The 26,350-nt window shown below is 45.0% G+C and carries 20 protein-coding genes; 11 read left to right on the top strand and 9 right to left on the bottom strand.

Annotation, left to right across the window (positions count from 1 at the left end; genetic code table 11):
- Positions 1-8: 8 nt before the first annotated feature.
- The 8 genes from MHN32_RS07025 to MHN32_RS07060 form a co-directional block, all read right to left on the bottom strand.
- Positions 9-1,175, bottom strand: coding sequence for a nucleotide sugar dehydrogenase (locus tag MHN32_RS07025; RefSeq protein ID WP_010606943.1), 1,167 nt, complete (start codon positions 1,173-1,175; stop codon positions 9-11).
- 57 nt (positions 1,176-1,232) lie between these two features.
- On the bottom strand, positions 1,233-2,345 hold the full coding sequence (locus tag MHN32_RS07030) for a glycosyltransferase (RefSeq protein WP_239421369.1): 1,113 nt from the start codon (positions 2,343-2,345) through the stop codon (positions 1,233-1,235).
- Positions 2,346-3,404 (bottom strand): glycosyltransferase family 4 protein, encoded by a 1,059-nt coding sequence (locus MHN32_RS07035; protein WP_239421370.1) that lies wholly within the window; start codon positions 3,402-3,404, stop codon positions 2,346-2,348.
- Positions 3,394-4,461 (bottom strand): polysaccharide pyruvyl transferase family protein, encoded by a 1,068-nt coding sequence (locus MHN32_RS07040; RefSeq protein WP_010606940.1) that lies wholly within the window; start codon positions 4,459-4,461, stop codon positions 3,394-3,396. Before MHN32_RS07040 ends, MHN32_RS07035 begins: the two co-directional genes overlap by 11 nt.
- A 13-nt stretch (positions 4,462-4,474) precedes the next feature.
- Entirely contained in the window at positions 4,475-5,911 is a 1,437-nt protein-coding gene (locus tag MHN32_RS07045) for a lipopolysaccharide biosynthesis protein (RefSeq protein ID WP_010606939.1), read from the bottom strand.
- A 452-nt stretch (positions 5,912-6,363) separates the two neighbouring features.
- Entirely contained in the window at positions 6,364-6,786 is a 423-nt protein-coding gene (locus tag MHN32_RS07050) for a hypothetical protein (protein ID WP_239421371.1), read from the bottom strand.
- 11 nt (positions 6,787-6,797) lie between these two features.
- Positions 6,798-8,594 (bottom strand): S8 family serine peptidase, encoded by a 1,797-nt coding sequence (locus MHN32_RS07055; RefSeq protein WP_239421372.1) that lies wholly within the window; start codon positions 8,592-8,594, stop codon positions 6,798-6,800.
- Positions 8,595-8,717: 123 nt separating this feature from the next.
- Entirely contained in the window at positions 8,718-9,116 is a 399-nt protein-coding gene (locus MHN32_RS07060) for a YbaN family protein (protein ID WP_010606936.1), read from the bottom strand.
- A 233-nt stretch (positions 9,117-9,349) separates the two neighbouring features.
- On the opposite strand from MHN32_RS07060, the gene MHN32_RS07065 reads away from it, so the two are divergent.
- The 5 genes from MHN32_RS07065 (at position 9,350) to asnB (ending at position 15,794) form a co-directional block, all read left to right on the top strand.
- Positions 9,350-10,597, top strand: coding sequence for a Zn-dependent hydrolase (locus MHN32_RS07065; RefSeq protein WP_235368335.1), 1,248 nt, complete (start codon positions 9,350-9,352; stop codon positions 10,595-10,597).
- 142 nt (positions 10,598-10,739) lie between these two features.
- Positions 10,740-11,171 (top strand): hypothetical protein, encoded by a 432-nt coding sequence (locus MHN32_RS07070; RefSeq protein WP_174170203.1) that lies wholly within the window; start codon positions 10,740-10,742, stop codon positions 11,169-11,171.
- Positions 11,168-12,589, top strand: a complete 1,422-nt coding sequence (locus MHN32_RS07075) for a sodium:solute symporter family protein (RefSeq protein ID WP_239421373.1) — start codon at positions 11,168-11,170, stop codon at positions 12,587-12,589. Before MHN32_RS07070 ends, MHN32_RS07075 begins: the two co-directional genes overlap by 4 nt.
- A 109-nt stretch (positions 12,590-12,698) precedes the next feature.
- Positions 12,699-13,769 carry an aspartate carbamoyltransferase gene (locus tag MHN32_RS07080; RefSeq protein ID WP_010376561.1) on the top strand — a complete coding sequence of 357 codons (1,071 nt, stop codon included), beginning with the start codon at positions 12,699-12,701 and terminating at the stop codon, positions 13,767-13,769.
- Between the two features lie 9 nt (positions 13,770-13,778).
- Entirely contained in the window at positions 13,779-15,794 is a 2,016-nt protein-coding gene (gene asnB, locus MHN32_RS07085; RefSeq protein WP_235368336.1) for an asparagine synthase (glutamine-hydrolyzing), read from the top strand.
- Positions 15,795-15,895: 101 nt separating this feature from the next.
- Here the strand turns inward: asnB and MHN32_RS07090 are convergent, their stop codons facing one another.
- Complete coding sequence (locus MHN32_RS07090; RefSeq protein WP_239421374.1) at positions 15,896-17,191, bottom strand: porin; 1,296 nt, start codon at positions 17,189-17,191, stop codon at positions 15,896-15,898.
- A gap of 267 nt (positions 17,192-17,458) precedes the next feature.
- Between MHN32_RS07090 and MHN32_RS07095 the strand changes: the two genes are divergently transcribed.
- The 6 genes from MHN32_RS07095 to MHN32_RS07120 all read left to right on the top strand — a co-directional run bounded on the left by MHN32_RS07095 (position 17,459) and on the right by MHN32_RS07120 (position 26,350).
- Complete coding sequence (locus MHN32_RS07095; RefSeq protein ID WP_174170207.1) at positions 17,459-19,417, top strand: methyl-accepting chemotaxis protein; 1,959 nt, start codon at positions 17,459-17,461, stop codon at positions 19,415-19,417.
- Between the two features lie 161 nt (positions 19,418-19,578).
- Positions 19,579-20,430, top strand: coding sequence for a D-hexose-6-phosphate mutarotase (locus tag MHN32_RS07100; protein ID WP_239421375.1), 852 nt, complete (start codon positions 19,579-19,581; stop codon positions 20,428-20,430).
- A 61-nt stretch (positions 20,431-20,491) separates the two neighbouring features.
- The gene (locus MHN32_RS07105; protein WP_010606927.1) at positions 20,492-21,841 is read left to right on the top strand and encodes a sigma-54 dependent transcriptional regulator; all 1,350 of its coding nucleotides are present in this window, start codon (positions 20,492-20,494) and stop codon (positions 21,839-21,841) included.
- Positions 21,819-23,090, top strand: coding sequence for an ATP-binding protein (locus tag MHN32_RS07110; RefSeq protein WP_239421376.1), 1,272 nt, complete (start codon positions 21,819-21,821; stop codon positions 23,088-23,090). The genes MHN32_RS07105 and MHN32_RS07110 overlap by 23 nt, the downstream gene beginning before the upstream one ends.
- Before the next feature lie 58 nt (positions 23,091-23,148).
- Positions 23,149-23,385 (top strand): hypothetical protein, encoded by a 237-nt coding sequence (locus MHN32_RS07115; RefSeq protein ID WP_010606925.1) that lies wholly within the window; start codon positions 23,149-23,151, stop codon positions 23,383-23,385.
- A gap of 151 nt (positions 23,386-23,536) precedes the next feature.
- The gene (locus tag MHN32_RS07120) at positions 23,537-26,350 is read left to right on the top strand and encodes a hypothetical protein (RefSeq protein ID WP_239421377.1); all 2,814 of its coding nucleotides are present in this window, start codon (positions 23,537-23,539) and stop codon (positions 26,348-26,350) included.

A 26,350-nucleotide genomic window follows, 5' to 3' on the forward strand; every position in this document is an offset into this window, starting at 1 on the left:
TGTTCTCCTCAATCAGAACCGAATAGATCCCGAGTGTAAATTTTTTCAGCGACGTCCCTGATCTCATCAACAACTCGGTTGGCAACAACAACATCACTATGTGCTTTGAATTCACCTAAATCACGGTAAACCGTTGAACCAAAAAACTCAGCTTCCTCTAGCACCGGTTCGTAAACTATCACTGTGATGCCTTTCGCTTTGAGGCGTTTCATGATGCCCTGAATAGAGGATGCTCGAAAGTTATCAGATCCTGATTTCATGATTAAACGATAGATCCCCACTGTTTTAGGATTTCGACTTAAGATCGCATCAGAAATAAAGTCTTTTCTTGTGGTATTTGCATCAACAATGGCTCGGATAAGGTTGTTTGGTACATCTTTGTAGTTGGCTAATAGCTGCTTAGTGTCTTTCGGTAAACAGTAGCCACCGTAACCAAAGGATGGATTATTGTAATGCGCGCCGATACGAGGATCTAGTCCCACGCCTTCAATGATTTGTCTGGTGTTTAGGCCATGGATTTCAGCATAAGAATCGAGCTCATTGAAATAGGCAACACGCATTGCTAAATAGGTGTTAGAAAATAGCTTGATAGCTTCGGCTTCGGTTGCATCGGTGAAAAGTACTGCAATATCGCGCTTTTCGGCACCGTTTGCTAATAGTTGGGCAAACTTTTCAGCTCGTTCACTGCGCTCACCAACAATAATGCGAGAGGGGTGAAGGTTGTCATAAAGCGCTTTACCCTCTCTTAAAAACTCTGGTGAAAATATAAGATTACTAGTATCTAGCTGCTCTGAAATTCGAGTTGTATAACCCACAGGGACAGTTGATTTTATCACCATGACAGCTGTAGGGTTAATGGCTTTAACCTCGCGAATCACGCTTTCTACGGTCTGAGTATTAAAGTAGTTAGTTTGAGGATCGTAATCCGTGGGAGTGGCGATAATTACGTAGTCTGCATGTTCATAAGCTATTTGCTTATCAGATGTCGCGATTAGACTCAGCTCCCTCTCTTGTAGAAACTGAGTTACGCAATCATCTTCAATTGGTGACTGGCGCTGGTTAAGCATTGATACTTTGTGCTCATCCACATCAAAAGCGATAACATCATTGTGTTGAGCGAGTAACACAGCATTTGAGATACCTACGTATCCTGCCCCTACTACTGTTATTTTCATAATCTATATCTCTACCTTTTGATATGAGACGGTTGTGACTTTGATTGCCTCAAAAATTTATAACTCAGCATTTTTAAAGAGTGCAATATACTTTTTCGCTGCATTATTTACGCTGAATTCCCAACCTCGAGCTTGCAACGCTTGAGTGTCTCGGTTTTGTTGTAGTTCAGCTATGATCCCGTCAGCAAATGCTTGTGGGTTTTGCATAGGTACAAGTGTACCCAATTGACCATCTTTTAGAATTTCCCGAGGACCTGCAACACAGTCACAGGAAACGACAGGTTTACCTATGGCTAGCGACTCTACCATTGCATTTGGTAGTCCTTCCCACAAAGATGACATTACAAACAGATCTGCTTTACGAATAAATTTATATGGGTTGTCAGTAAAGCCATACAAGTCTACTTTATCTGCGATCCCTAGTGCTTCAATATGGGTCTTTAATTGTTCTTCAAGTTCACCATTTCCTAAAATAAGCAGTTTAAAAGGCTTATCGGGATGCTGTTGTGTTAGTAAAGCGAATGCTTGCAACATCGTACCGTAGTCTTTTTGCACATTTAGGCGACCTGCTGCTACTAACACAATGTTATTGGAATCAAAGAATGGGTGTTCTACATGCTCTTGTGCAAGAGTTAAGAGGTTCTCTGAGACCACTGGATTATATATGGTATGAGCCTTTTTTTGCAGCGCGGAGCTTAGATTTGCAACGGTGATACGTACGTCATCTGACACACAAAGAACTTTATCTGCTTGTGGGTAGAATAGTTTGATAGCCAGTGTTCTTATCTTGTTCTTGAGCCAGCTATAGGCAATAAGCTTTACTGGCACTGCTTGAATAACATACCATCTGCAATCTTTAGGTAAATGTGCTCTGTGTTTTAGTGCTTGAATAAACTGCTGACCCATACAACATACGACAATATCTGGATTTAAAGATATCAGCTGCGCACCTAACTCGCTCTTAAGTTGTTTGCCTGACACGCCACCCAAAGTATGATAAGTGACTTGCTTTGGCACCATGGCTTTATTTTCACCTCCAGGTTGATTGACAATGAGGTGAACATTAAGCGCGTTTTCTGTATCGTTATCTTTGATGCCTTGCAATAAGCGCATAGTACGCCTTTGCACGCCACCACCAAATAAATCATCAAGGTAAAAAACTACGTTCATTTATTCTATTCCTAAAATGGTGTTCTTAAGTTGCGTAGTGGCATGAACAGCAGAAAAGTGACTACGTGCGCAAACACTGATTTGTGTCCTAGTGACAGTCGAATCATGATAGTAATTCGCGATAGCGTTTGGTAGTGCTTCTGGCGAATCAATGAAATTGCCTGTTTGCCCTGCAATAATGGCTTCTTTGGCACCGAATCGGTTGTAGCCAATGGACCAACAACCACAACTACTTGCTTCCATAAACACTAAGCCAAGAGACTCTTGCAAGTTTGAGAGTAAAACAAAGATATCGGCTTGATTATATGTTGTGGCCAATTGGCGATGATTTAAGCGACCGAGAAAGTGAACCTGCTCAGATAGCCCAAGCGTTTTGATGTAACTCTCAAGTTCAGCCCTAAATGGGCCATCACCAACGATATTCCAACGAATAGGTATATCCAATATCTCACGTATTTTCACTATTTGTTGAGCGACCTCTATGTACCCTTTTTCTTCTACAATGCGGCTAGCTGTAACGAGCGTTAAAGGACGGACTACCTCAACTTCCGGCTGCAATTGAAAACACTCGGTGTCGATGCCATTGCGTATTACGACAGTATTCTGCGCAACAAGTGTCTTTATTTTCTCATCAGCTATGCTGTCTAATAATTTTTGCTTCATGTAATCAGACACAGCAACAACTTTTTGTGCCTTGATACACATATTTAGAAAGGTATCTCGGTAGCGTGCATCCTGAATAAGAAATTCAGGTTCTGAACCATGTAAATAGATGATGCAGCGGCTACAACAATAGCCGCGAAAAAGCGTTAACCACAGCTTCTTGTAATACAGGTCATTTATAATGATTACATCTGATAGCAAAGCGCGAAAAGCAAAAAAGAAGCCAGCAACGCGAGCAAAAGGGGATGCAAAGTGTGTCGCGGCAACGCTTTTGGTGATGTTCAACCCCAATGCGCGCAACCCCGTAAATATCGTTTGCGCAACGACGCCTGCGCCACCAAGCATTGGTGGCTGTTCGTGGCTGAGTAAATACACCGTTTTAGGTTTACTCACCATGTGCTCCAATCTCGCGAACAATACCTTGTAGCTGCGTTTTGAGCTCTATAATGTCCTTATCTGCGTATAATCCTAAAAAGTTTTCAATCTTTTTAGAGATAACCCATGGTTGTATGGCCGCGCCTTCTATTTTGCCAAGTATGAGGGAGTGCATTCGACCCGAAAAAACGGTATCAATAACCGATAACTCGCGGCGGTACGCTTCTAGTGGTAACACGCCATCAATCAACCTTACGTCAGCGCTCACTGCACTAGCACTTAATCGCTGATATAAGTCACGGTTACACTGCGCATCAGTATGCGTTGTGGAGGCAAGCACAATAGGAGTACCAGGCGTGTGCATTGCTAATACTTTGTCGTACCAGACCGTGAGATATTCTTGGTAGCTTTCTACCTTTGGCGCTGACACTTCATGACGATAACGTTTAAATACTGCGTAATCTGTCATTCCAACCATGAGTCCCTTGCGGGTTTCTTGACCTACAATCGGCTGTAAGCCAAATGCTAAATCAGGACAAAACTCAGCGTTAGCGGTAAAGTAATTATCTAACTTAACGACAGACTCATGCTCTCTCACACAAATTCGGGTGGTTGTTGTTAAGGCTTTGCTGATCAGCCAAGTTTCACTGCGATGAAAATGCTCGCCGCATCCTACACCCAATAAATATAGTGGGATTTTATTTTTTTTCGCATAACGTGCCCAGGCATACAACGCTGGCGGAAATGCAGCGCCAGATAAAATGAGCTGTCCACCACCAATAATTATGCCATCGTAATTACCGCTGCAGCTTTGTTTTATTCTGCCTTTATGTTTTAGCAACCACATCAGCAGATAAAATGGTTTGAATTTAAATAGAGTTTTACGCAACTTTTGGCTTAATGTTGGAGACACGCTTTCATCAGCATTACTACCTTCGGGGGCAGTATGCGTGGTAGAGTAGGGTTCACTGACATAGTTGCAACCCGCCTCACTCAATAGTGCTTTTAAGCCTTCATTGATAGCATGATCGCCAATATTGTCTGAGCCATTCTCATTAACGAGCAGAAACGTTTTCAATCTATAACCCCTATTAATTCTTTTTTGCTTTCTTGAGCATTTGAAGAGTGTGTTTTCCTGCTTCTAGCTTTAGAAGTAAAGCGAGAGCTAGGTACATGGCGACAGCTACACTGCCGAGTAAAATTAGCTCGACCCAAACATTTAAAGCTAAGTATTGTTGCGCCAACCACACTGATATTCCAGTGAATGCCGCGATAAGTAGACTCGGTATGAAGTCTGAAAGTTGTTCTTTAAGTGGATAATCCACGAGTCGATTAGCAAAGATAACACTCGGAAAGTAAACTAAATATTGGCTGGCTAATTGCCCGAATAGGATTGCGGTTACGCCGTGCTCATAGGTAAAAAATAATGCGATTAGACCCAAGGCTGCTTTGCACAGCTCTAAATACAAAAACCAATCGCTACGACCTTTTACTTTCATAATATTTATATTGATCGAAGCTAAAGGCATAGCCATGCTAGTTAGACACATAATCTGCAAATAGGGTACCGCTGGTAACCATTTCTCAGGGAGTAATGCTTGAAAAATAAGGTTAGATAACGCGCAAAGTGTAATCAGAACAGGAAAGACTAAAAAAGTCATGATAGACATCACACGTTGGTAGCCATTTTTAAGCCGCGCACTATCACTTTGAATAGAAGAAAGTGCAGGGAACGTAACCGTTTGAATTGAAGTTATGAGTTGTGAAACCAATAACTCGCGGATCCGATCCGCAAAAAAATACAACCCTGCAACCGACGCGCTTAAGACTTTTGCGACTACCATAACTGTAAAGTTTTTATAAAAGGTATCTAGGAAACTCGAAAGTAGGATTTTATAGCCATAATTATAGATTTCTTTTAAAGATTCCATCGAAACGCTGAGGGTAGGTCGCCAATCACTTTGCCACCAAAGAAATGCTGCAATTAGGATTGCTGTAATCTGGATCTGGATAATTAACGCCCATACACCAAATCCTAGATAGGCGAGAAAAACCGCGCTGATACCAGATATAAAAACTGCTGGAAAGTTCGCTCGTAAAATCCGATTAAACTGCATTTCACGTGATAGCATTGCCATTTGAACGACATGTAGAGAGTTAAAAATCAAAGACAGAGCGCTCACTCTAATCATCAGTGTGAGTTCCGCGCGCTGGTAAAAGTCGGCGACAAAAGGAGCACTGAAAAATAGTATAGCGACGGCTAAAACAGCGATGGCAATGTTGGCAAAAAATGCAGTATTGGTATCTACCTGAGAGAGATTTTCTTTTCGGATCAATGCAGAGCGAAAGCCCGATTCCATCAATGTTTGACCCAAAGTTAAAAACAATGCCATCATGGCAACCAAGCCATATTCATCAGGTGTCAGGAAGTAAGCCAACACTAAGGTGACTAATACCGTGATCCCTCGTCTTGCAAGTTGCTCAATAAAACTATAAATCACGCTAAAAAGCGTCTTTTTCTCTAACATCTAGTTCGTTTACCAATAGTTCGAAACATACATGAGTCTTTCAGATGTATGCGGTATTCCAAGTGAGTAAAGTTGAGCTACTTAACAGTTCATATGAAGAAGGTTTCTTATTAAGACTATAAAGTAAATATTCGAAACCCAATATTTTATAGTATTCAGCCTCATTACTCCAGTTGCAACATGTTGACGTCGCGCGTTATCGAATCACGGGATCTAAGTGTAATCTGTTCCTTAAATAGGGGGAATTCATAAAGTGTATAAGTGTGTATCGTAGAAAGCTTTAAATATCCCTTTTTACCACTGCTTTATCAGAAACATAAAATCATAAAAGAAATGGCGCTAGTTTGGGGCAGGCAGAACGAAAGTGGGTTTGGCGTAGGCGTAACAAAACCAACTTGAATCGCATTATATGTCTAGAGGAGAATGAGAGGTAGGCCTCTCATTCGTTAATATCACTCGCTTTCTAATCCTTCAAGCTGTAAGCCTATCTGAGTGCTTAAAACCCCCGCTTGTGTACGCAATTGTGCATTCAAGGTTGTGAGATCTGTTTGTGCGTCTGTGTGTCTGTAGATAGCACGACTACCACGAACATAGCTGAGAACTAGGCTATTATCGCGAGCAAAAGAATGCGCATTGACGAGAGGCAAGTGTTCAACAATGATTTCACCCGTTACTGTGTAGATTTCTCCTGTAGAAGGAGATTGTAGTTTCAATCCCTTAACTAGCGTGGTGTTATCTCCCTCAAGAGAAACAAAAGCGTGGTTATTAATACTTATTTCAGTACCGTGTGGCGCCTCAGTTAATTCTATCAACACATTGTCGGTCGCAAGAGCTTGGCCACTAAGTAGTATGACTGATAAAAAGAGTGCTTTCATAATGGTTCTCCTTAGTTATGACCAATAAAACGAATTTGCCAAGAGGTAAGCTGGCCATCTTGCGCATTATTTCTGTGTACAGCACGAATGTCCGGTGCGCCACTTACTGGATCAAAGATAAAGGCTTCGTCCTCACTTTGTGTATCAATTAACCGAATGGTCCATTGGCCTTGCGCAGGTTCGCCATAGAAGTGATGCGATAGCATTTGCATATCATTAAAGCCGTTGCGTCCAGAAATAGTTCCTGTTCTTGGCGTCATTAATACGCTGCGAGTACCTGATGGAGAAATAAGCTCAATTGCAACGTCACGGGTACTGGTATGCTCACCGGTTACACGGATCTGTACGGCTTCTACGGTGACATCGTTGTCAATTTGTACCGAACTTTCTGCGCCAGCAAGGCTACCGTCAGGAATGGTGACATTAGCATTAACTTGCTGCCAAGGGGTGACAGTGAAATTACCTCTATCTTCATTATAGAAACGAGCCATATTTACTGCAGCATCAACATCAATTGCACCAAAGCCGTAGAAGCCATGGTAGTTATAACCTGCAGCATTGCGCTGCCATGCGGGGATCGCATCATATTGTTGTGCTTCTCCAGCCGCATTATTAAAGGTCAATGTAACGCCAGGATTGTCCGCATCAATTTTACGCGCTGTAGAGGCTAAGATATGTCTCACATCGCGCCAAGTTAATGCCGGGTTTGCTGACATGATAAGTGCAATTGCCCCTGTTGTGTTTGGTGCAGCGGAAGAAGTGCCATTCATCGTTGCATTATAATCACAATTAGGATCCAGTGGATGGCTTCCATGTAAGGTGTTACGCAGATTGGTCGGGTTGCTTCCCCAGTCACAGCCACTGATGTCCGTAGAGATTATAGCGGGAGTGGTTGAGCCGTACTCACCGCCAGGCGCACTGACAAAGACGCTTGAACCAACCGTAGAGTATGACGAGCGTTTACCGTCAGCATTATAAGCAGACACAACCAAATTCCAATAGCTGGTATCAATACGCTCTAAGTTAACATCTTGCATTGGTAAGCCATGGTTACGATTTGCAAACCATAGATACCCAGGCCCTAAACCACTGGCATTAAAGCTTTGAGCTTGGTAACCATTACCTGCAGATTTTACGAAAATTGCACCGCGGCCGCTGTGACTTGTAGTCGTGATCTCTTCTTGAGCATCTTCATAGGTCTGTAGCCATGGAGAGAAGTCGTAGTTAAATGTTTGCGGTGATGAAAGGGTTCGGCCATAGCTTTGGTTAAATACTCTAGGAAAATCAAAAGAAGCTTTGTTGAAACCATCAGAATACATGCCGTGAGACTGTAACCAATTTTCCATACTTCCGTTTTTAAGATAGTTAAAGCCAACGAGCCCGGCTCTAGGTGCGACACCACGACCGCCAATGCCATTAAATGCACTGGCAGCAATGATACCTGCGACACCTGTACCGTGACCATCGCCGCTGTTGGCTGGTTTTAAATCAGCAGAATTCGTAAGGAAATCCCATGAGCCTGGTTTTACATTGTTTATAAGATCAGGGTGAGTAAGTTCAACGCCACCGTCTATGACTGCGGTGGTTACGCCTGTTCCCATAATACCAAGCGCATGAGTAAGGCTAAGGTTTAGATCTTCTCCTGCAACACCACCTCGCTCAGAAAAAGCATTTTGCCCTGTATTTTTCAAATGCCATTGTTGGTTGACAAGGGGATCACCTGGAAATAATGGGTATTCTTGTTGGGCACTAGCAGTGCCATGAAGTATGCCTAGCAAAGTAGCTAGATAAGTTATTTTTATTTTCATGGTATCTCAGTTTTTATTGTTTCTTTTACAAGAACAAACTATATACCCTAAAAAGGGACTTAATGTAAATAGTGGGTTATATATGTATTTTTGTTGTTTTTATTTTGTTTGTTATAAGTGGGACTACTTTGTGCTTACAGGAATTATGGACGGACGCGTTAGAATATAGCTGAGCACTCCGGCTTCGGTTATAGCGACAGACCACACCACCCAAACAGGTGCGCCACTAAAGCTCAGTGCCAGTAAGCCAACACTCATGCCAACCGCCGCGCCAATCTTGCCTTTTATGGGGATCACCTGATGTTGTCGCCATGCAAGCAGACTCGGGCCAAATTTGGGGTGGGTAAGCAGCCAGTTTTCTAACTTAGGAGAAGAGCGGGTAAAGCAAGCAAGGGCAAGAATAAAAAAGATGGTGGTAGGCATAACAGGCAGTGCCATGCCGATAAAGCCGAGACCAACAAAGACGATGCCAGCAACATGCAGCCAAAAACAACGATTGAATAGGGGGATTTTCTTACGCATAGGCATCCTCATATTTCGGGAGTGCTGAACTGGCAGCGCATCACGGTGACCTGAGCCAACATTGTTAACCAGAAGCCAATTATTAAAAGCATATCACAGCGACTGAAATTCGCGAATTTTCAACTAAGCTAAAGCAAAGAGATTATCAGTCGGACATCAGTGTTTGAAATAGCGAATCTGATCTCAGGTTAAATACAGGGAAGTGGTGCGACTGAAACGTTGAGGGGCAAAGTATGCAAGTAAATTTAGAACGTCTAAAGTCTACCTTATTTGCGCTCGCGGAGTTCGGCTATAACCATGAAGATAAGGGAATTTATCGCCAAGGTTTTAGCAATGAGGATTTTGCAGCGCGTAAATGGCTGATGGAATGCGCACAAAGCGAAGGATTTGTGAGTCGTATGGATGGCGCTGGCAATGTGATTATTGAAATGACCTGTCCGGATATCGCAGCGAAACCCGCAGTGATCATCGGCTCCCATCTCGACAGTGTGCCAGCAGGTGGCATGTTTGATGGTACTTTGGGCGTCATTGCGGGGTTTGAGTGTATTCGTATTTTAAAAGAGCACAATGTGCAATTGGATAGGCCGATTTGGGTCATCGGTACCAGTGAAGAAGAAGGGCGCTTTGGCGGCATGATCGGGGCACAAGCGCTCACCGGGAAGTTAACGCCTCACCAATTACTCACAAGTCATGATGCGGATGGCTGTATGCTTAGTGATGCCATGCGCGCGCAAGGGTTAGACCCTATGGATGCACTGAATGCGAGGCTAGAACCTGAGCAAATAAATAGTTTTTTTGAATTACATATAGAGCAAGGGCCCGTGCTTGATCAAAAAGGCATTCAAATTGGTGTGGTGGAGGGGATTTCGGGGGTATTTAAATGGATGGTGAAATTAATTGGAAAGGCCGACCACGCAGGCACAGCCCCCATGGAGATGCGCAGCGACGCCTTTATGGGGTTGGCTGACTTTGCCTACCAGTTAGACCGTATTATTGCAGAGGACGGCACAGATACCACGAGGATCACCGTCGGTAAGGCAGAATTAAAGCCGGGTTTTGCACATACGATTGCTGGAGAGGTGGATTTCACCATCGTCGCGCGTGATATGGACGAAACGGTGATGGAGAACCTTGAAATTGCCTGTCGTAAAGCGCTTTCAGCCATCGCTCGAAAACACCATTTAATGTTTGAATACGAGCAGGTGAGTTGGTTGTCTCCAATGAAGTGTACACCTGAGATGGTGGAATTTATTAGTCAACAGGCAGAGACCTTGTCGCTGAATTATCAAATCATGCCAAGTGGTGCTGGTCACGATAGCCAGTTTTTTTCAGAAGTGTGTCCCACGGGGCTGATATTTATTCCATCACTCAACGGCGTTAGCCATGCGCCAGACGAATGGAGTCATTGGCATGATGTTGAAGCTGGGAGTAATTTACTGCTGCAATGTGTTCAAAAAAGAGCAATAAAAACAAAAGAATAAATGTAAGGCTGGGGTGAAATTGGGTGAGGCTTTACTAGACAAATTTGATCCTTGGGCTAGTCTTTGTTACTACTAGAATAATGTGGATAGCAAAACTTGCGGCGAATTCGGACTTGGATAACCGCAGTTAGGGATTATGAGGATGTGGATCGCCCGAGTAGTAACCTTGGTCTTACTTGCTGCGAGCTTTAATGGGCTTGCCGCCTCGCTGAGGGTGAGCGATGAGGTCGTGACTGCTGGGTTTATTACGCTACACATTGAGCGTACAGGTCCCCCTCTACAACAACCAACACAGCTATCCATTCAACATCTTTCGGAACCTTACTCCCTCTCCCTTTCGCTTCAGCCGACTCAACAAGCGGTAACCATTAGTGGCTTGGCTGATGGTGATTATCTCGCAACCTTAGGTAGTCCCTCTGCTAACTCGGCACAAACGTCGGTCTCATTTTCAGTCAAACATCATCAGTTAACGCTGGCGCTTGCGCTGTTTGTACTGGGCTTGTGCTTATTTGTGCTACTTGTAGGGATGATTATGGTGGGTAATAAGCAAACGCACGATAAGGAAAGCGTATGATAAATGCTTCATTGGCGCTCGGTCTTGCCCTAGCGTTTGCTTTGCTATGGGTATTTTTTGGCTGGTGGATTGGCAGGCGCGTGCAGTCACATAATGAATTTGCGCTGGCCGGTAGAAATGTTGGGTTGGCCTTTGCTTGTGCCACTGCGATGGCAACTTGGGTCACCAGTAATACCACTTTAGTTGCCCCACAGCTCACTTATCAGTTTGGTATTTGGGGCATGATAGGCTACGCCTGTGCCGCATTCGGATTGCTGCTATTTGCGCCGCTAAGCCAACGCATCAAAACTTTACTACCCCACGGCTACACCAGTGGCGACTTCATGCGGTTGCGGTTTGGGCGTTTCTCTTGGTGGGTCTTTTTGCTGATCTCTTTCGTGTATGCCATGAGTTGGCTCGTTAGCCTAGGCATGGCCGGTGGCATTTTGCTACACACCCTAAGTGGCTTAGATTATCACCTTGGTATGTCGATTATTCTGCTGATGTGTGTGGTCTACACGCTCTTTGGCGGTCTAAAAGCGGTGATCGCCACGGACTTTCTACAGGCCATTATTATTTTGGCAGGTGTCGTCGGAATTGCCATTGTCGTGGCGATGAATGTTGGGCTTGAACCAATTCACCAAAAACTCAGTAGCGACCACCCCAAGCTACTCGACCTGCTTTTTCCTGCCGCTGTGATGTTTTTATTCAACAATATCTTTTTTGGTTTAGGAGAAATTTTTCACAGCAACGTATGGTGGTCAAGGGCGTTTGCATTTAAAGGTGGGGTGGGCAAAAAGGCGTATTTTATCGCAGGACTACTGTGGCTACCGATCCCCATCGTAACTGGGTTTATTGCGCTGGCAGCGCCGAGTTTAGGTTTGTATCCCGCTAGCGCCGATATGGTGGGACCCTTGGTTGCAAGCCAAGTGCTCGGCTATACCGGCTCGATCATTCTGTTCATTGTGGTGTTCTCAGCGCTAGCATCGAGTTTGGACTCTTTGCTCGCCGCAACGTCAGATCTCATCAATCAAGATATTTACCTGCAATACATCAAACCAAAGGCGAGCGATAGCGAACGCTTAAAAAGTGCTAAGTGGATCATTGTCACCTTAGGTGTAGTAACTTGGCTTTTGTGTTTACCAAAAATCGCCACGCTGGGTGCCTTGTTGAACTTCGCTGGTGCCTTCGTCGCCAGCACCATTTGGCCTATCGTATTTGGTTTGTACTTTGCGCGAATGACGGGAAATAGCGCTGGCTGGGCTATGTTGCTTGGCACGCTATCTGGCTTGATTGGGTATTTTTATATTGGCTTTTATGTCGCCGCATTAGTTTCTTGTGCGGTGTCGTTATTAATTTGTGTGATTGCTTGGCGTTTTAGTCAGCAATCATTCCATTGGCAAGCGTTGGGCACACAAAGCAAAGTGGAGGATGTATGATCTCATTGGGCGCATTTTCTAGTTTAATTTGGCTGGCCATAGTGCTCAGTTGTTTATGTCCTGTTGTCCTTGTCGTTATGTTCCTTATTGATTTTAAAAAGAGGCAGTTATGGTAAGTGCGCAGCAAGTAGAGTTTAATCGAGCGCAGCCGGATGTTTACGGGGATGCACATCCCAAAGCATTACTCAGAGCGATACAAGAAGACGGGGACAGGCTGCATTGTTTGGAGAATAAGCACATTATCAGTGTCGACCACCTTGACCGAGACGTGCTGATCCAGTTATTCCGCCTCGCCGCGAAATATGAAAGTAACCCTGCAAGGTTCAGCTCGCCGCTTAGTGGCAAAATTTTGATCAGTGCGTTTTATGAACCCAGCACTCGCACCCGTCTGTCGTTTGAAAGTGCATGGCACCGCTTGGGGGGCGATATTATGTCGATCACCGATCGCTCCTCAACAGGCATTGCGAAAGGGGAGTCGCTGCAAGATGTCGCCGAGATGTTCAATAATTATGGCGATTGTGTCGTTTTACGTGACACCTCTGTGGAGTCTATTGAAGAGATGATCCACAGCCTACGGATCCCAATTATCAACGCTGGTAATGGCATTGATGAGCACCCAACACAAGCGATGTCTGATCTATACACTATCTTCAAATGGCGGCCGTCGTTATTACTCCCTGACAGCGAAGCCTTTAGCCCTATAAAAATTGGCGTGATTGGCGTGCCGAGCCAAATGCGTACGGTGCGTAGCCTGCTGAAAATGTTTACACATTTTCCGCGTATTGTGGACGAAATATTCCTGCTCTACGACGAGAGTGTCGAGGAAGCGGTGTCGAGCGAGCAATTAGCCCAGTTAGAGGAAGCGGGGGTCAAAGTGTCTATCGGCCATGACTTGAACGCCGTTTTACCTGAGCTTGATGTGGTGTATATCAATTCCATTGCATGGGTTGGTGAAAGCTTCGAAACCTATGGAAAGTCGTTTAAATTGAGCGCAGATTCCCCCTTTAAGCCCGATGCGATAGTGCTTCATCCTCTGGCTCGAGGTGAAGAGCTGTGCACCAGTTTAGATGCCACGCCACACAATTGGTATTTTAGTCAGGCACGTGGTGCCGTCTTTTTACGCCAAGCCTTATTGACCTGTATGGTGCAGCGCGCCAGTACTGTGATGGATGTGATTTAGGGAGATATTATGTGCGGAATTGCTGGTATTTTTTCAACGCAAGCGCAAACACAAGTAGATAATCAATTATTAGTAAACATGGCAGCCATTCAACATCATCGTGGCCCCGACGGTTTTGGCTATAAACAAATGGCTGGCGTGGGATTTAGTCACGCCAGACTGTCGATAATCGACCTCGACGAGCAGCGAGGGCGGCAGCCCTTTATTAGTTCTGACAAGCGTCTAATGTTGGCTCACAACGGTGAGTTTTACGATTACGCGCGGATCCGAGCTGAGCTGGTAGCAAAAGGGGCAAGGTTCCAAAGTAAAAGCGACTCAGAAATTGCTATGCACTTATATCAGCAGCTTGGTCTCGATGAGATGCTGACGCATCTGCGCGGTGAGTTCGCGTTTGCGTTGTATGACCAGCAAACCGATACGTTGCACTTGGTGAGAGACCGCTTTGGTATTAAACCTTTGTACTACACTCAAGCAGACGACGAAATTGTGTTTGGCTCAGAACTGAAAGTGCTGTTTGCCAATCCTAAAGTTAAGCGTCGATTCTCAAGTGAAGGTCTATTTCATCAACTGATCCAAGTCATGGTGCCTGGCAGCACGGCATTTGCGAATGTACATCAAATCAAACCTGGACATGTTGTTAGCATCACCAGAAGCGAACAAGGTTTTAGCATTGAAGATAGACCTTATTGGGATGTTAACTTTCCAACGGCGCAATCGTATTTGAACAGCAAAGATGAAGAATATTACATTGATGGCGTGCGCAAACAGCTGCTAGAGGCGGTGCAGTTGAGACTCACGGCGGACGTTCCGGTAGGTTGTTACTTAAGTGGTGGCATAGACTCGTGCGCTATTTTGGGTTTGTCTTCAGCTGCGGCACAAGCACCAATTAAGGCCTTTACCATAGGCTTTGATAGTGCTGAGTACGACGAAACGCCGATTGCAAAGCAAATGGCGCAAGCCACCAAGGCCGATCATCATATTATGTCGTTAAGCGGTGACGAGCTATATGGCCATTTCGAGCGAACCTTATGGCATACCGAACGAACTATTTATAACACGCTTGGTGTTGCTAAGTATTTGATGAGCCAGCAAGTTAACGAGTCTAATTATAAAGTTGTGATGACCGGAGAAGGCTCCGATGAGCTTTTTGCGGGTTATCCAGCATTTAGAAAAGACCTGTTTTTATATGGCTTAGATGAACTTGATGACACCGAAAAAGCCCAGTGGCAAACCATGCTGGAAGACAGCAATAAGTTGTTTAAGGGGGCTATGCTTTCCCGTGAGCAATACGATAGTGCAGCATTAGATGAGGTGGTTGGTTTCACACCAAGTTGTTTGCAGCCTTGGCTGTCATGCAGTCACTTTGCCCATCAACTCGTTGCCGCCGAACACAGAGAAATACTCACGGGTTATGACGCAGGCAAAGCAATCGCTGAGACTTTAGATGATGCCATGTTAGAGTCTCGCCATCCACTCGATAAAGCCCAGTATGTGTGGATTAAAACCATGCTTGAAGGGCAAATATTAACTTGGGGTGGAGATAGGGTCGATATGGCCAATTCGATGGAGGCAAGGCCTGCCTTTTTGGATCATCACCTCGCAGAGTTTGCCTTTACCATTCCCCCGCAATATCGCATTAAAGATCGTAAAGAAAAGTATGTGTTACGTGAAGCGATGAAAGGGCTGCTGCCAGAAGTACTGTATGAACGAGAAAAGTTTGCTTTTATGGCACCACCGGCGCACTCGGATGAGAAAAAATGGGCGGCAATGCGCGTGCTGGCCGATAAATACTTATCTAGACAAGCTGTAGAAGCCGCAGGCTTATTAGACTTTGAAGCGGTAAATGCGCTATTTGAGTTACATGAATCGCCAGACGCAGATGATTCACTCAAAGTGCAACTAGATGCCGTGATCAATCACTTGCTTGGTGTGCAAATACTGCACAAACAATTTATCGCCGCAGACTTACCTCAATTTGCCGCCGCTGAAGCGGAACGCCTTGGTTGGAGGGCAGCCACAAACTAACGTTGGTCTTATTGGTATGACAGAAAACAAGGAAATAAAAAGGCGATGCGCCAACTAGTGCATCGCCTTTTTCATTTAATATCTAAAATTAATCCCAAAGATTAAAAGTAATAACCGAAGTTAATGTTGAAGCGACGCTCGCTTTCGTCACTATCGCCTGCGATTGAACCACCAATAAACGGCTGGTTTTTCGCGTGAACTAAATCAACATAGGTGAAGAATGCACCCGCAGCGAGTGACACACCTGTGACATTCATCCAAGTGTCTTCAGTGTTATCGGATTTGTCGTAAATAATACCGAAGTCGTTATAAAATTGCAGATCGGTAATTGGACCGAACTCAACTGGCAGGTTGTACGCTACATTAAAGTTCGACATGGTGGCTTCTGCTGCGATGGAATCATAAAATGCATAAGCACCTACTGCCATACGGTTTACATCATCAATATCGTAATGGTATTCACCGTGTTGTAACTGTAAGTTCCAAGGGCCTATGTTGCTATTTAAATGTAGTGCCCACGCGTTGTAATCACCTGCTCGGTCATTACCATCGTGAAGGCCACCGGCAAGGCCAGAGACGCCGATTTCAGTTGTGCCACCGTTGTGTTCAATATGGTACGCGTAACGACCAACAAAGGTGTTATATTCGCCGATTGGTTGCGTTGGGTCGTCATAAACGCCATCGCCCGCTTTACGGAAACCCACTACGTCATAAGAGTAGCGATCACTGCGGTCATCCACGTAACCGTCCACACCACCTAGCTCATCGTTTTTGAAAAAGCCAAGGTCAAGCTGCCAGTTGTCCGCCACTTTACGTTTAAATACCACCCCCATGTCGTGGTCGTCTTCAAGACCAATATAATAGGTAGTGTTAAAGAACCAGTTGTGTGAATTGTAAGGTGAGTTACCAAAAGGTACTTTAGTCATACCAACCTGAGCTTGCCAATGGTCGGCAAAGTCATAGTCTAGGTAAGCGTATTTTACCGCAGTCATATAGTCGAAAAAGCGGATTTCGGCATTTAAGCCAAAGCCACCGACATTGCCAGAGAAGTTCAACCTGAAAATATCGAAGTCAAAATCGCCACCACGGTTCTTGTTGTCATCGTCATAAGACGTATGGCTGTAGTTTGTTCTGATCGCGCCGCCGACTTTGATGGTCGGTTTTGTTTCAGCTGCTGCAACTTGAGTTTTAATTTCAGCTTTTGCTTCGGCTTTTTCAGCCTTAGCGACTTTTTCCTGTTGTGCTCGCGCCTGCTCTTTTTGTTCTAGCTGCGTGAGTTTCTTCTGAAGTTCAGCCAATTGGCGCTTTAGCGCGTCAATTTCTGAGTTTTCGGCAAGCACTGAATTAGAGCAAAGTGCTAGACCTAATCCGAGTGAGATGGTTGAAAGTTTTAACATAGTTGTCCCGTTGTTAAATGGTTGAGCGCAAAAACCTCTTACAAATTGTAGACCACCAAAGCTATCCTTGCAGAAAGCAAATAAATTTATGGTCCTTGATTGAATTATCCATAGTAACACTGCGGCCTATCTGACCTCAAAGTTACCCAGCATTTAACCATACCTAAGATGAATGTAAGACGAACAAGTGATCACATTTGTATGTAATTCTTGCCCAATAGCCTATCCCTCACTATATTTTTACTATCTGTGAAATGGTGTTTATTCATGAATATATCGCAAAAATTAAAGCTGTCTTTCGCAACGGCAATCGCGCTTCCTTTGTTAATCATCGCGGGGCTTATTATCAGTCAAACTAGGCAGCAGGGAATAGAGACCTTCTCGGAGCTCAGTGATCGAGAGGCGCTACAGGTTGAGAATGGCATACAGATGTTTTTTGATGAAATTGCAAAAAACGTAGACTATTTGGCAACCCATGCACAAGTCTTGAGCGCGCAGCAAGACGTGAAAACTTATATGGATTCAACCAGCACCACTCGACTTAATTCCAAAGTAGGAAGTAAAACAGAGCAAGCAGCATATTCGTTATTTGAGCACTTTGGTAACACGCACCCCGGCATTGCCTATATTTACATGGGGAATCAGCAAGGTGGTTATATTCAATGGCCTCTAGGTGAAGTGAATGCAAACTACGATCCTAGACAGCGTCCTTGGTATCAAACAGGGCAATCGGGAAATGGTGAGACGATCCGCACTAGCGCCTATTATTGGGCGCCGGATGATATGGTGATTGTGTCGACGGTAAAAGCGGTTACTGCCAATGGTCAAACCGTGGGTGTCCAAGGTATGGATGTGTCACTGCAAGGGCTGACCAAAATCATCCGCAATATCAAATTGGGCGAGACTGGCTACTTAATGCTAGTGGAAGACACTGGAAATGTGCTGGTCGATGCCAAGTTCTCCGAACATAGATTTAAAAAGTTGGCAGACATTGCGAACGGCCGCTATCGTGAATTGGCTCAAAATAAAGATGGGCTATTTGAGCTCGAAATTAACGGGCAAGACTACTTTGCCAACATCTATACAGCACCCAAATTAGGCTGGAAGTTTATTGGTTTAGTTGAAAAAAGTGAGGTAATGGCTGCAGCCAATGCGATGACGCTGACGATATTGATTCTAAGTGCTGTCCTGATCACCGTATTTTTGTTGCTAGCAAGTTATATTTCTAAGTTGATTTCAGCGCCCATTGTAGAAGTGAGTGACGGTTTAACTGAAATTTCGCAAGGCGGTGGTGATTTAACGCAGCGTTTAGACATTAAAGCTCAGGATGAAACAGGCAAACTGGCGACGAGCTTTAATTTGTTTTTAAATCTCATTGCTGAGTTGGTGACGCAAATCAATGAGTGTGCACAGCAAGTTAATGAAACCTCACGACAAACCGCTTCACAATCTGATCAGCTCACGGGCGCTACCAGTCAACAACAGCAAGCGCTTGAAATGGCTGCCACCGCAATTAATGAGATGGCGGCAACCGCAAACGAAGTGGCGGCAAGCTGCGCCAATGCGGCTGAGCTGGCCGGACAAACTCAGCAAGCATCTGAGCTGGGCCAAAGGGTGATCACAGAGTCTGTCGAGAGCGTCACAACATTATCTGAAGTGATCAACAAGGCAACCGCAGATATTATGCAGCTCGACACCGAAAGCGAAAATATTATGTCGATACTCAGCGTGATCCGAGGCATAGCGGAGCAAACTAATCTTTTAGCGTTAAATGCGGCAATAGAGGCGGCACGGGCAGGTGAACATGGCCGTGGTTTTGCTGTAGTGGCTGATGAAGTACGTGCGTTGTCGCAGCGTACTTCTGAATCGACGGAAGAAATTGCTTCTCAGCTTGATAAGCTTAGAAAAATGACAGAAATGGTGTCGGGAGAAATGAAGCGCAGCCTAACACGTACGGAGCAAACGGTTGAACTGACAAACTCAGCGCAACAACAATTTAGTGAAATTACCCAAGCGATTGTCAATATTAGCGACCTTAACACGCAAATCGCCACCGCAGCTGAAGAGCAGCAACATGTTGCTGAAGACATTAATCGCAACGTGGTGGAAATTAAAAATGCTGCGGATAGCGTGAGTGATATCGCTGTGAATACCAATCAAAATGGCGTGAGATTACATTCATTGTCGAGCACGCTCACAGAGCTGGTGGGCAAATTTAAAGTATAGCTTTAGCCCAATCCTCAAGTTCCATAAACCGTGAGAGTAATACTCTCACGGTGCTACCGCATTGGTATAATTGAATAACTTTCAAATTGGATGGATAACAGTTTACTCGTAGTATTTAAGTGGTAAGGTAGGCATATCATTGAGTTGACGTAGGAATCACCATGGAATTATCACCTTCAGTTTCAATCGAGCGCACCGAGTCCGGACTTGAGTATATTTGGGTCGACAGTGCATTTTGCCAAGCGAAGATCTTTTTACAGGGTGCGCAACTAACCGAGTTTACACCAGCAGGAAAAGGCAATTTAATTTGGGTTTCTGAGGCGGAAGATTACCTTGAAGGCAAACCAGTACGCGGTGGTATTCCAATCTGTTGGCCTTGGTTTGGTGTCCATAGCAAAGCGGATTGGCCAATTCATGGGGTTGCTCGCAAGCTACTTTGGCGCGCACACAGTGTTGAAGAAAAAAGCGATGAAATTACCGTTAAACTCACACTACCGATGACCTTAGTTGAAGCGCAATACTGGCCACACACGTCACAATTAGAGGTCGAGTTTGTGTTATCAGACAAGCTTGAAGTGCGACTGACCAATATCAATACTGGTGATGCGCCATTTACGTTAACGCAAGCCTTACATACGTATTTCCCAACGCCAGAAGTCAGTAATACCACAGTAGACGGGTTACAAGGCGCGAAATATATCGAATTTGGTGAAGGTCCATTTGAGCAAACCGAAGTGGTTAGCTTTGCCCGCGAAACCGATATGGTGTACACCCAAGCAAGCCCAGTGCAAACCATCAACACGCCTGCGGGCATTATTGAAGTAAAACGTGAAAACTCAACTTCTTGTGTGCTTTGGAACCCATGGCTTGAAAAGTCACAGCGTTTAAGCAACTTTAATGATGATGAATACCACAAGATGTTGTGCTTAGAAGCTTGTAACGTAATGGACGATGCCGTGCAACTTGCACCAGGTGAAAGCCATACCTTAAGTACAATCATCCGTTGGTTATAATTTTATATTCGCGGAGCACACTATGCTCCGCTGAAACCCTATAACAATAAAAATTCCCCCTATGGAAAAGCCCACAATACTGGTTATCGACGATAACGCCGAAGTACGCCTCAGCGCCGTATTCTTTTTAGAAGATCAAGGTTTCAATGTAATTGAGGCGGCAACCCTTGAACTTGCCAAGCCACTGCTCACCGCTAAGCAAGTGTCATTAGCCTTGCTCGATATGAACTTCTCCCGAGATACCACCTCAGGCAATGAAGGGCTGGACTTTTTGCGCTGGCTACGTGACTCCAATCTTAATGTGCCTGTGATCTGTATTACCGGTTGGGGAAATGTCGCGTTAGCGGTGTCTGCAATGCAGCTTGGTGCGAGCGACTTCATCGAAAAGCCATGGGACAATCAGCAGCTGCTGCAAGCCGTGCAGCAACAACTCAAAATATCATTAAAGCAAGCGAATATCGTAGCAAAACACAGCGAGCGCGGCGCGTTTCAATGGCGCTCTCAGGCGATGCAATCTTTATATAAGCAGCTTGCCAAAGTAGCAAAAACCGACGCTAGGGTGCTACTTACCGGCCCAAGTGGCGCGGGGAAAAGTCATTTAGCTCAGTGGTTACACCAACAATCTAATCGTTCAGCAGGACCTTGGGTTGAGGTGAATATGGGCGCGGTGCCAGAATCATTATTCGAAAGTGAGATGTTTGGTCATAGCAAAGGGGCGTTTACAGATGCAAAGCAGCATCGTGTTGGTCGTTTTGCAATGGCAAAGCAGGGCACATTATTTTTGGATGAAGTTGCGACTATTCCACTTCCTTTACAAGCAAAATTACTGCGGGTGCTGGAAAATGGCAGTTATGAAGTTGTGGGTAGCAGTCAGACGCAACAAGCGGATTGTCGACTTATTTGCGCAACCAACACCAATCTTGACGACTTAGTGAAAGCCGGTGAGTTCCGAGAAGACTTGTTATATCGCATCAATACAATTGTGATTGAAGTGCCGAGGCTCGCCGAGCGGTTTGGCGATATCGTGCCGTTGGCTGAGTATTTTGTCGCTAAATTCTGTGCGCAGTATGGTGAGCCAATTCGTGAACTTAGCCCTGCGGTTAAAGCTGTGTTGATTGAACACAATTGGCCCGGCAATGTGCGTGAGTTAAGTCACGTCATGGAGCGTGCCGTGTTAATGGCGGAAGGCTTGCAGATTGAGCTCAGTGATTGCCAACTACGCTTTACCGCCGCACCTAAAGTGATCAGTGATATGCCAAGCAAGACTTTGCAACAAGTGGAGCAAGAAATGGTGGAGCAAGCGATGCAACGCGCTCAAGGCAATGTCGCAGAAGCCGCTAAAATACTTGGACTCACGGCCTCTTCTCTTTATCGGCGTTTGGAAAAATATGGCCTTAAAACATCTGGCTAGCGCTGAGTGGCGGCTTGGGGCCTACTGTACGCTGTTAACCATTAGCTGTACGGTTTTACTGACTTTGCTGCTTCTGCAATTACAGCTAGAGATAACGTGGGTAGCTGCCGTATCGGTGAGTGTGTTGGGGCTGTTGGGCGGGTTACAAAAAATACTGTTGTCTCACCTTAAACGCATTGCCATGCGTGCTAATTGGCAGCTGGAAGCGATTGCACAAAGTGATTTTACGCAAACTATTAAGCCACATTATACAGCGGGCGTGGTAGCCGAATTTGAACAGCGCTTACTGGCCTTAAGTGCACAGCTACACAGTCAAAAGCGCCGCTATCATAGTCAGCAGTTTATCATTTATCAGCTAATAGACAGCCTTAATACGCCTATTATGATGTTTGACGAAAAACTCAAACTTGCCTATGCCAATGGTGCATTTGAGTCGCTTTATCATCGCCCTTGGTTAGAGTGTAAGGGAATAAGCGCGGCTCAGTTTGGGCTGGTGCAACAAGATAATCACTGGCATTTTGCAGATACAGCGCAGCAATCTCGGTGGCAGCTGCAAAGTAGTGAATTCTTTCAAGAGGGTAAGCAGTTTTCTTTACTTGTCGCACTCGATATTACTAAGGCATTACGTAAAAAGGAGCTGGCTGCTTGGCAACATTTAATCCGAGTAATAAGTCATGAGATCCACAACAGTTTGACGCCCGTCAGCTCCCTAGCGCAAACCTTATTAGCAAGAGCAAAGGACGAAAAAGAGCAGCATGCGCTAAGTGTAATAGGTCAGCGTTGCCAGCATTTACAACAATTTGTGAGCCAATACGCCAAAGTTACGCAAACCCCAAGGCTAGATCGGGAGTCAGTCTCTATCATGCTGTTACTGTCTTCTGTTGCTGCGTTATTTGAGGATACCGACATCCAAGTAAATTGCACTGTGAATACGCTCAATCTCGATAAAGCCTTAATTGAGCAAGTGCTGATTAACTTAGTTAAAAATGCCATTGAGGCCAGTGGTGAAAGTGCCAAGTTGACGCTACATGCTTATTATCAGCAGCAACAAGCGGTGATTGATGTACAAGACAATGGCCCGGGCTTTGCCAACCTAGATAACATGCTTACTCCTTTCTATTCCACCAAAGAAAGTGGGCAGGGAATAGGTTTAACCTTTAGCCGTACCATTGTGGAGTTACATGATGGACAACTGAGTTGTCACAACACAGACTCAGGTGGATTAATAAAAATTACTTTGCCTTGTTGATAATAATTATCATTAGCATATAATTAAAATTCCTTCAAAACCTTGGCAAGGAGCTACCATGTTAGTCACTTATCTGTTGGCCTGCGGCTTTATCTTTATGGCGTATAGCTACTCCAAATCATTCAAACCACATGCACATACCAAGGCAAAGTTGGCGGTGTTATTGAGCGCGGGTTTAATCGCCGCGGCAAAATGGCAGGCGGGGTTGAGTTCAACCGTGGTATTTTTTGTTTTTGCAGTGTCTCTTGCGGTACTTAGCTTGTTTATCACCCTTGCACAGCCACAAAATCACTGAAAAATTACGCGCATTTAGAGCAACTCACATCTTGCTTGCCCGAAATAGGCGTTTTAAGGCGTAGCGTGCGCAAGAAATTGTTACTAAAAAGCACACTTTTTCTTTACATCTCTTGTTAAGCTAGCGCCACCGGATTTATTTAGGAAAGGTAATGCGAGCGCTACTGATAATTTTTGTTGCTTTAACTAGCTTTGGTTTACAGGCTAAGTGGCAAACCATCAAAACCGAAAACTTTAATGTGCATTATCCTCAGGCGCTTCAGCAATGGGCGTATTCTGCAGCAAATGAGCTGGAGGTGGTGCGAGATAAAGTGCTGGCACAACAAGGTAGAGCCTTGAGTGAACGTGCTGATGTGATTATTTACGATCCAGAAAATGCGGCCAATGGCTTTGCATTACCCAGCACAGATAAACCAATGATGGCACTGCAAGCGACGCCGCCTCAAGCTGATTCCGTCATCGCAAATAACACCAGTTGGCAGCAGTTGCTCATTTTGCACGAATATATTCATCTCGTTCATCTATCACAGCCGAGCCGTAATCAATGGCGACAACATCTCAGAGATTGGCACGATATTACTGACTTGCTCGATGCGGTATTACCGCGCTGGGTCAGCGAAGGCTATGCTACCTTGCTGGAGTCTAGATTAACGGGACGAGGACGTTTATACGACAACTACAGTGAGAGCATTGTGCGTTATTACGCGCAGCAAGGTGCATTACCGACCTATAGCGCTTTAGATAATGGCGACAAGTCTTACCTTTCCAATTCCATGGCATACTTAGTAGGCGTACGTTTTCTAGCATGGCTTGAGGATAATTATGGCGCACAGACGTTAGATGCAGTGTGGACAAGAGTGCAGGCGGTGGAATCTCGCAGTTTTGAAACCGCATTTAGTGGTGCTTTTGGAGCGCCAGCAAGCCAGTTATATCGTCGCTTTATTGTTGAATATAGCTATCAGGCCATGCAGCAGGAGCTGGCCTTGGTTCCGACACAGAGTGAGCTTTGGCAGCGGTTCTCATATGCTGCTCGAGATATTGCATTCTCTCCAGATGGCAGTCAGTTTTTGGTGGTAGAGCAAAATCGTAAACGCCAAGTCACACTCAATATCTACGAAAACAAAGAAAATGTAGAAGCCATTGAGCAATTTAATAAGCGCAATGAAGCAATACTAAATGCCGATCCTAAAGATATTGTGGATATCGCACCTGAAGTCTTTCCAAAAAAGCGACTTGCGCAGCTTGATGCTCACAATTTTGCTGGTATCTATTACCCCCAATGGCTGAATGACAGCCATATTTACTTCGTTGCAAAAACGCCGGCTACAGACAATACCTTTATCAATGATTTGTTTGTCTGGAAAGTTGGTACTGGAAAGCCAAAGCAACTGACCGAAGGCGCGGGTATTCGTCGCTTTAGTATTGTTGATGCCAATACCGTTATTGCGGAGGTGTCCCGTTTGGGTTACTCACAGCTGGTGACCATAGAGCTGGACTCAGGCAAGCAAACGCCAATCACCACAAGCAAGCTTGGGGATGTCCATGACTTTCCTGTGCTCTCTAATAAAAAGACGACATTAGCCTATGTGCATGTTACTCCTAACAAACGCTGGCAACTTGTTGTTAAAGATCTTAGCCACGATACAACCGAAATCGTCTACTTACCCAAGTCACATCAATACCTCTCGGGGTTAACTTGGTCTCATGATGATGACAAGCTGTACTTTATCTCTGGAGTCGCAGGCCACTTAGCGGTGATGCGTTATGACATGGCGAGTAAAATACTTGAAACCTTACCTGCGAGTGCTAAACCGCTTGAGCAAATTATTACCCATTCACAGCAGTTACTGGTGAGCTATGCGACCCCTGAAGGGGTCAAGGTTAACAAAATAGTTTTTCCGGCTTGGCGCACCGTGAGCGTGTTGGAGCAAGTGGATGAGGCGGAACAAAAAGAACTGCATCCCCATCAATTACCTGCGGCTAAGATAGATCATACCGCGCTGCCCAGTTCTGATTATTCTGTGTTCGAACAGTCTTATTCTGTCGCCTTATCAGGCGCATTAAATAGCGCCTCTTTTGATAGTTTGGGCGTGGCATTAAAAGGGCAGGATGTGCTGCGCCAACTTGCTTGGCAGCTTGGAGCCGAGAAAAGCATCAATAATGGTGCGTTGATGGGCGCATTTGCCCAACTTGAATATCGTCATGAAAACTGGAAAACGACGTTTGATGCTGGATATCAAGAGCTAGAAGCGGATAAGCAGTCTCGCTCGCCACAAGTAAAGACCCCGAATAAAAGCAGCTTTAAGCAATTTGCCTTGTCATCTAGCTATCGTTTTGGTGAAGCATTGAATTTCCTCGCTCCCGAATTGGGCGTTATTCGTGTGCAACATGGTGAAAAAGCATGGAGCGGCGGGCGTTACGGCTTTAACGGTCGTGCAATGTGGGATACGCAGCAGCATGGTGTAGCACTGCAAGTCTCTGCAGCTCAGTGGCTAGGTGAATTAAATGGTTTTGATTATCAGCTGAGCTTGTTTGCTAAAGCATGGCAAATTCCATTCTATGCATCGGTCGATAGCCGCTACAGCAGCGAATTGCCTCTATCTGTGGGTGGTGGAGCGTTTACCAGCACTAGTACTAGTAACAGTTTACACGCTGTCAGCGAACCTATGTTGCCGCATCTATTTGCAACGGGAAGCCGCTATTTAGGCTATGAATTTGCAACTTCATGGCAGCAGGGCAAACCTAAGTTATTTTATAAGCAGCATCAGTTAGATGGAGAAGTGATTGGGCAAAATTACGGTATTAAGATGCGCTTACCTTTGTCTCGAGTGATATTAGATAAGGCCGCTGATTTTGCTCCTGCCGGATTAACCGATCTACAGTTTAGTGCTGGAGTTGGTCGTATAGAGGGGCGTAACATGACCAATGAAAACCGTGTTTGGTTTAGTGTTTGGTATGAGTTGTAG

Source organism: Pseudoalteromonas sp. Of11M-6 (assembly GCF_022347905.1).
Taxonomy (GTDB): Bacteria; Pseudomonadota; Gammaproteobacteria; order Enterobacterales; family Alteromonadaceae; genus Pseudoalteromonas.

Coding starts and splice junctions, on each gene's coding strand:
- MHN32_RS07025 (WP_010606943.1), bottom strand. CDS start 1,175: ATGAAAATAACAGTAGTAGGGGCAGGATACGTAGGTATCTCAAATGCT.
- MHN32_RS07030 (WP_239421369.1), bottom strand. CDS start 2,345: ATGAACGTAGTTTTTTACCTTGATGATTTATTTGGTGGTGGCGTGCAA.
- MHN32_RS07035 (WP_239421370.1), bottom strand. CDS start 3,404: ATGGTGAGTAAACCTAAAACGGTGTATTTACTCAGCCACGAACAGCCA.
- MHN32_RS07045 (WP_010606939.1), bottom strand. CDS start 5,911: ATGTTAGAGAAAAAGACGCTTTTTAGCGTGATTTATAGTTTTATTGAG.
- MHN32_RS07050 (WP_239421371.1), bottom strand. CDS start 6,786: ATGAAAGCACTCTTTTTATCAGTCATACTACTTAGTGGCCAAGCTCTT.
- MHN32_RS07055 (WP_239421372.1), bottom strand. CDS start 8,594: ATGAAAATAAAAATAACTTATCTAGCTACTTTGCTAGGCATACTTCAT.
- MHN32_RS07060 (WP_010606936.1), bottom strand. CDS start 9,116: ATGCGTAAGAAAATCCCCCTATTCAATCGTTGTTTTTGGCTGCATGTT.
- MHN32_RS07065 (WP_235368335.1), top strand. CDS start 9,350: ATGCAAGTAAATTTAGAACGTCTAAAGTCTACCTTATTTGCGCTCGCG.
- MHN32_RS07070 (WP_174170203.1), top strand. CDS start 10,740: ATGTGGATCGCCCGAGTAGTAACCTTGGTCTTACTTGCTGCGAGCTTT.
- MHN32_RS07075 (WP_239421373.1), top strand. CDS start 11,168: ATGATAAATGCTTCATTGGCGCTCGGTCTTGCCCTAGCGTTTGCTTTG.
- MHN32_RS07080 (WP_010376561.1), top strand. CDS start 12,699: ATGGTAAGTGCGCAGCAAGTAGAGTTTAATCGAGCGCAGCCGGATGTT.
- asnB (WP_235368336.1), top strand. CDS start 13,779: ATGTGCGGAATTGCTGGTATTTTTTCAACGCAAGCGCAAACACAAGTA.
- MHN32_RS07090 (WP_239421374.1), bottom strand. CDS start 17,191: ATGTTAAAACTTTCAACCATCTCACTCGGATTAGGTCTAGCACTTTGC.
- MHN32_RS07095 (WP_174170207.1), top strand. CDS start 17,459: ATGAATATATCGCAAAAATTAAAGCTGTCTTTCGCAACGGCAATCGCG.
- MHN32_RS07100 (WP_239421375.1), top strand. CDS start 19,579: ATGGAATTATCACCTTCAGTTTCAATCGAGCGCACCGAGTCCGGACTT.
- MHN32_RS07105 (WP_010606927.1), top strand. CDS start 20,492: ATGGAAAAGCCCACAATACTGGTTATCGACGATAACGCCGAAGTACGC.
- MHN32_RS07110 (WP_239421376.1), top strand. CDS start 21,819: ATGGCCTTAAAACATCTGGCTAGCGCTGAGTGGCGGCTTGGGGCCTAC.
- MHN32_RS07115 (WP_010606925.1), top strand. CDS start 23,149: ATGTTAGTCACTTATCTGTTGGCCTGCGGCTTTATCTTTATGGCGTAT.
- MHN32_RS07120 (WP_239421377.1), top strand. CDS start 23,537: ATGCGAGCGCTACTGATAATTTTTGTTGCTTTAACTAGCTTTGGTTTA.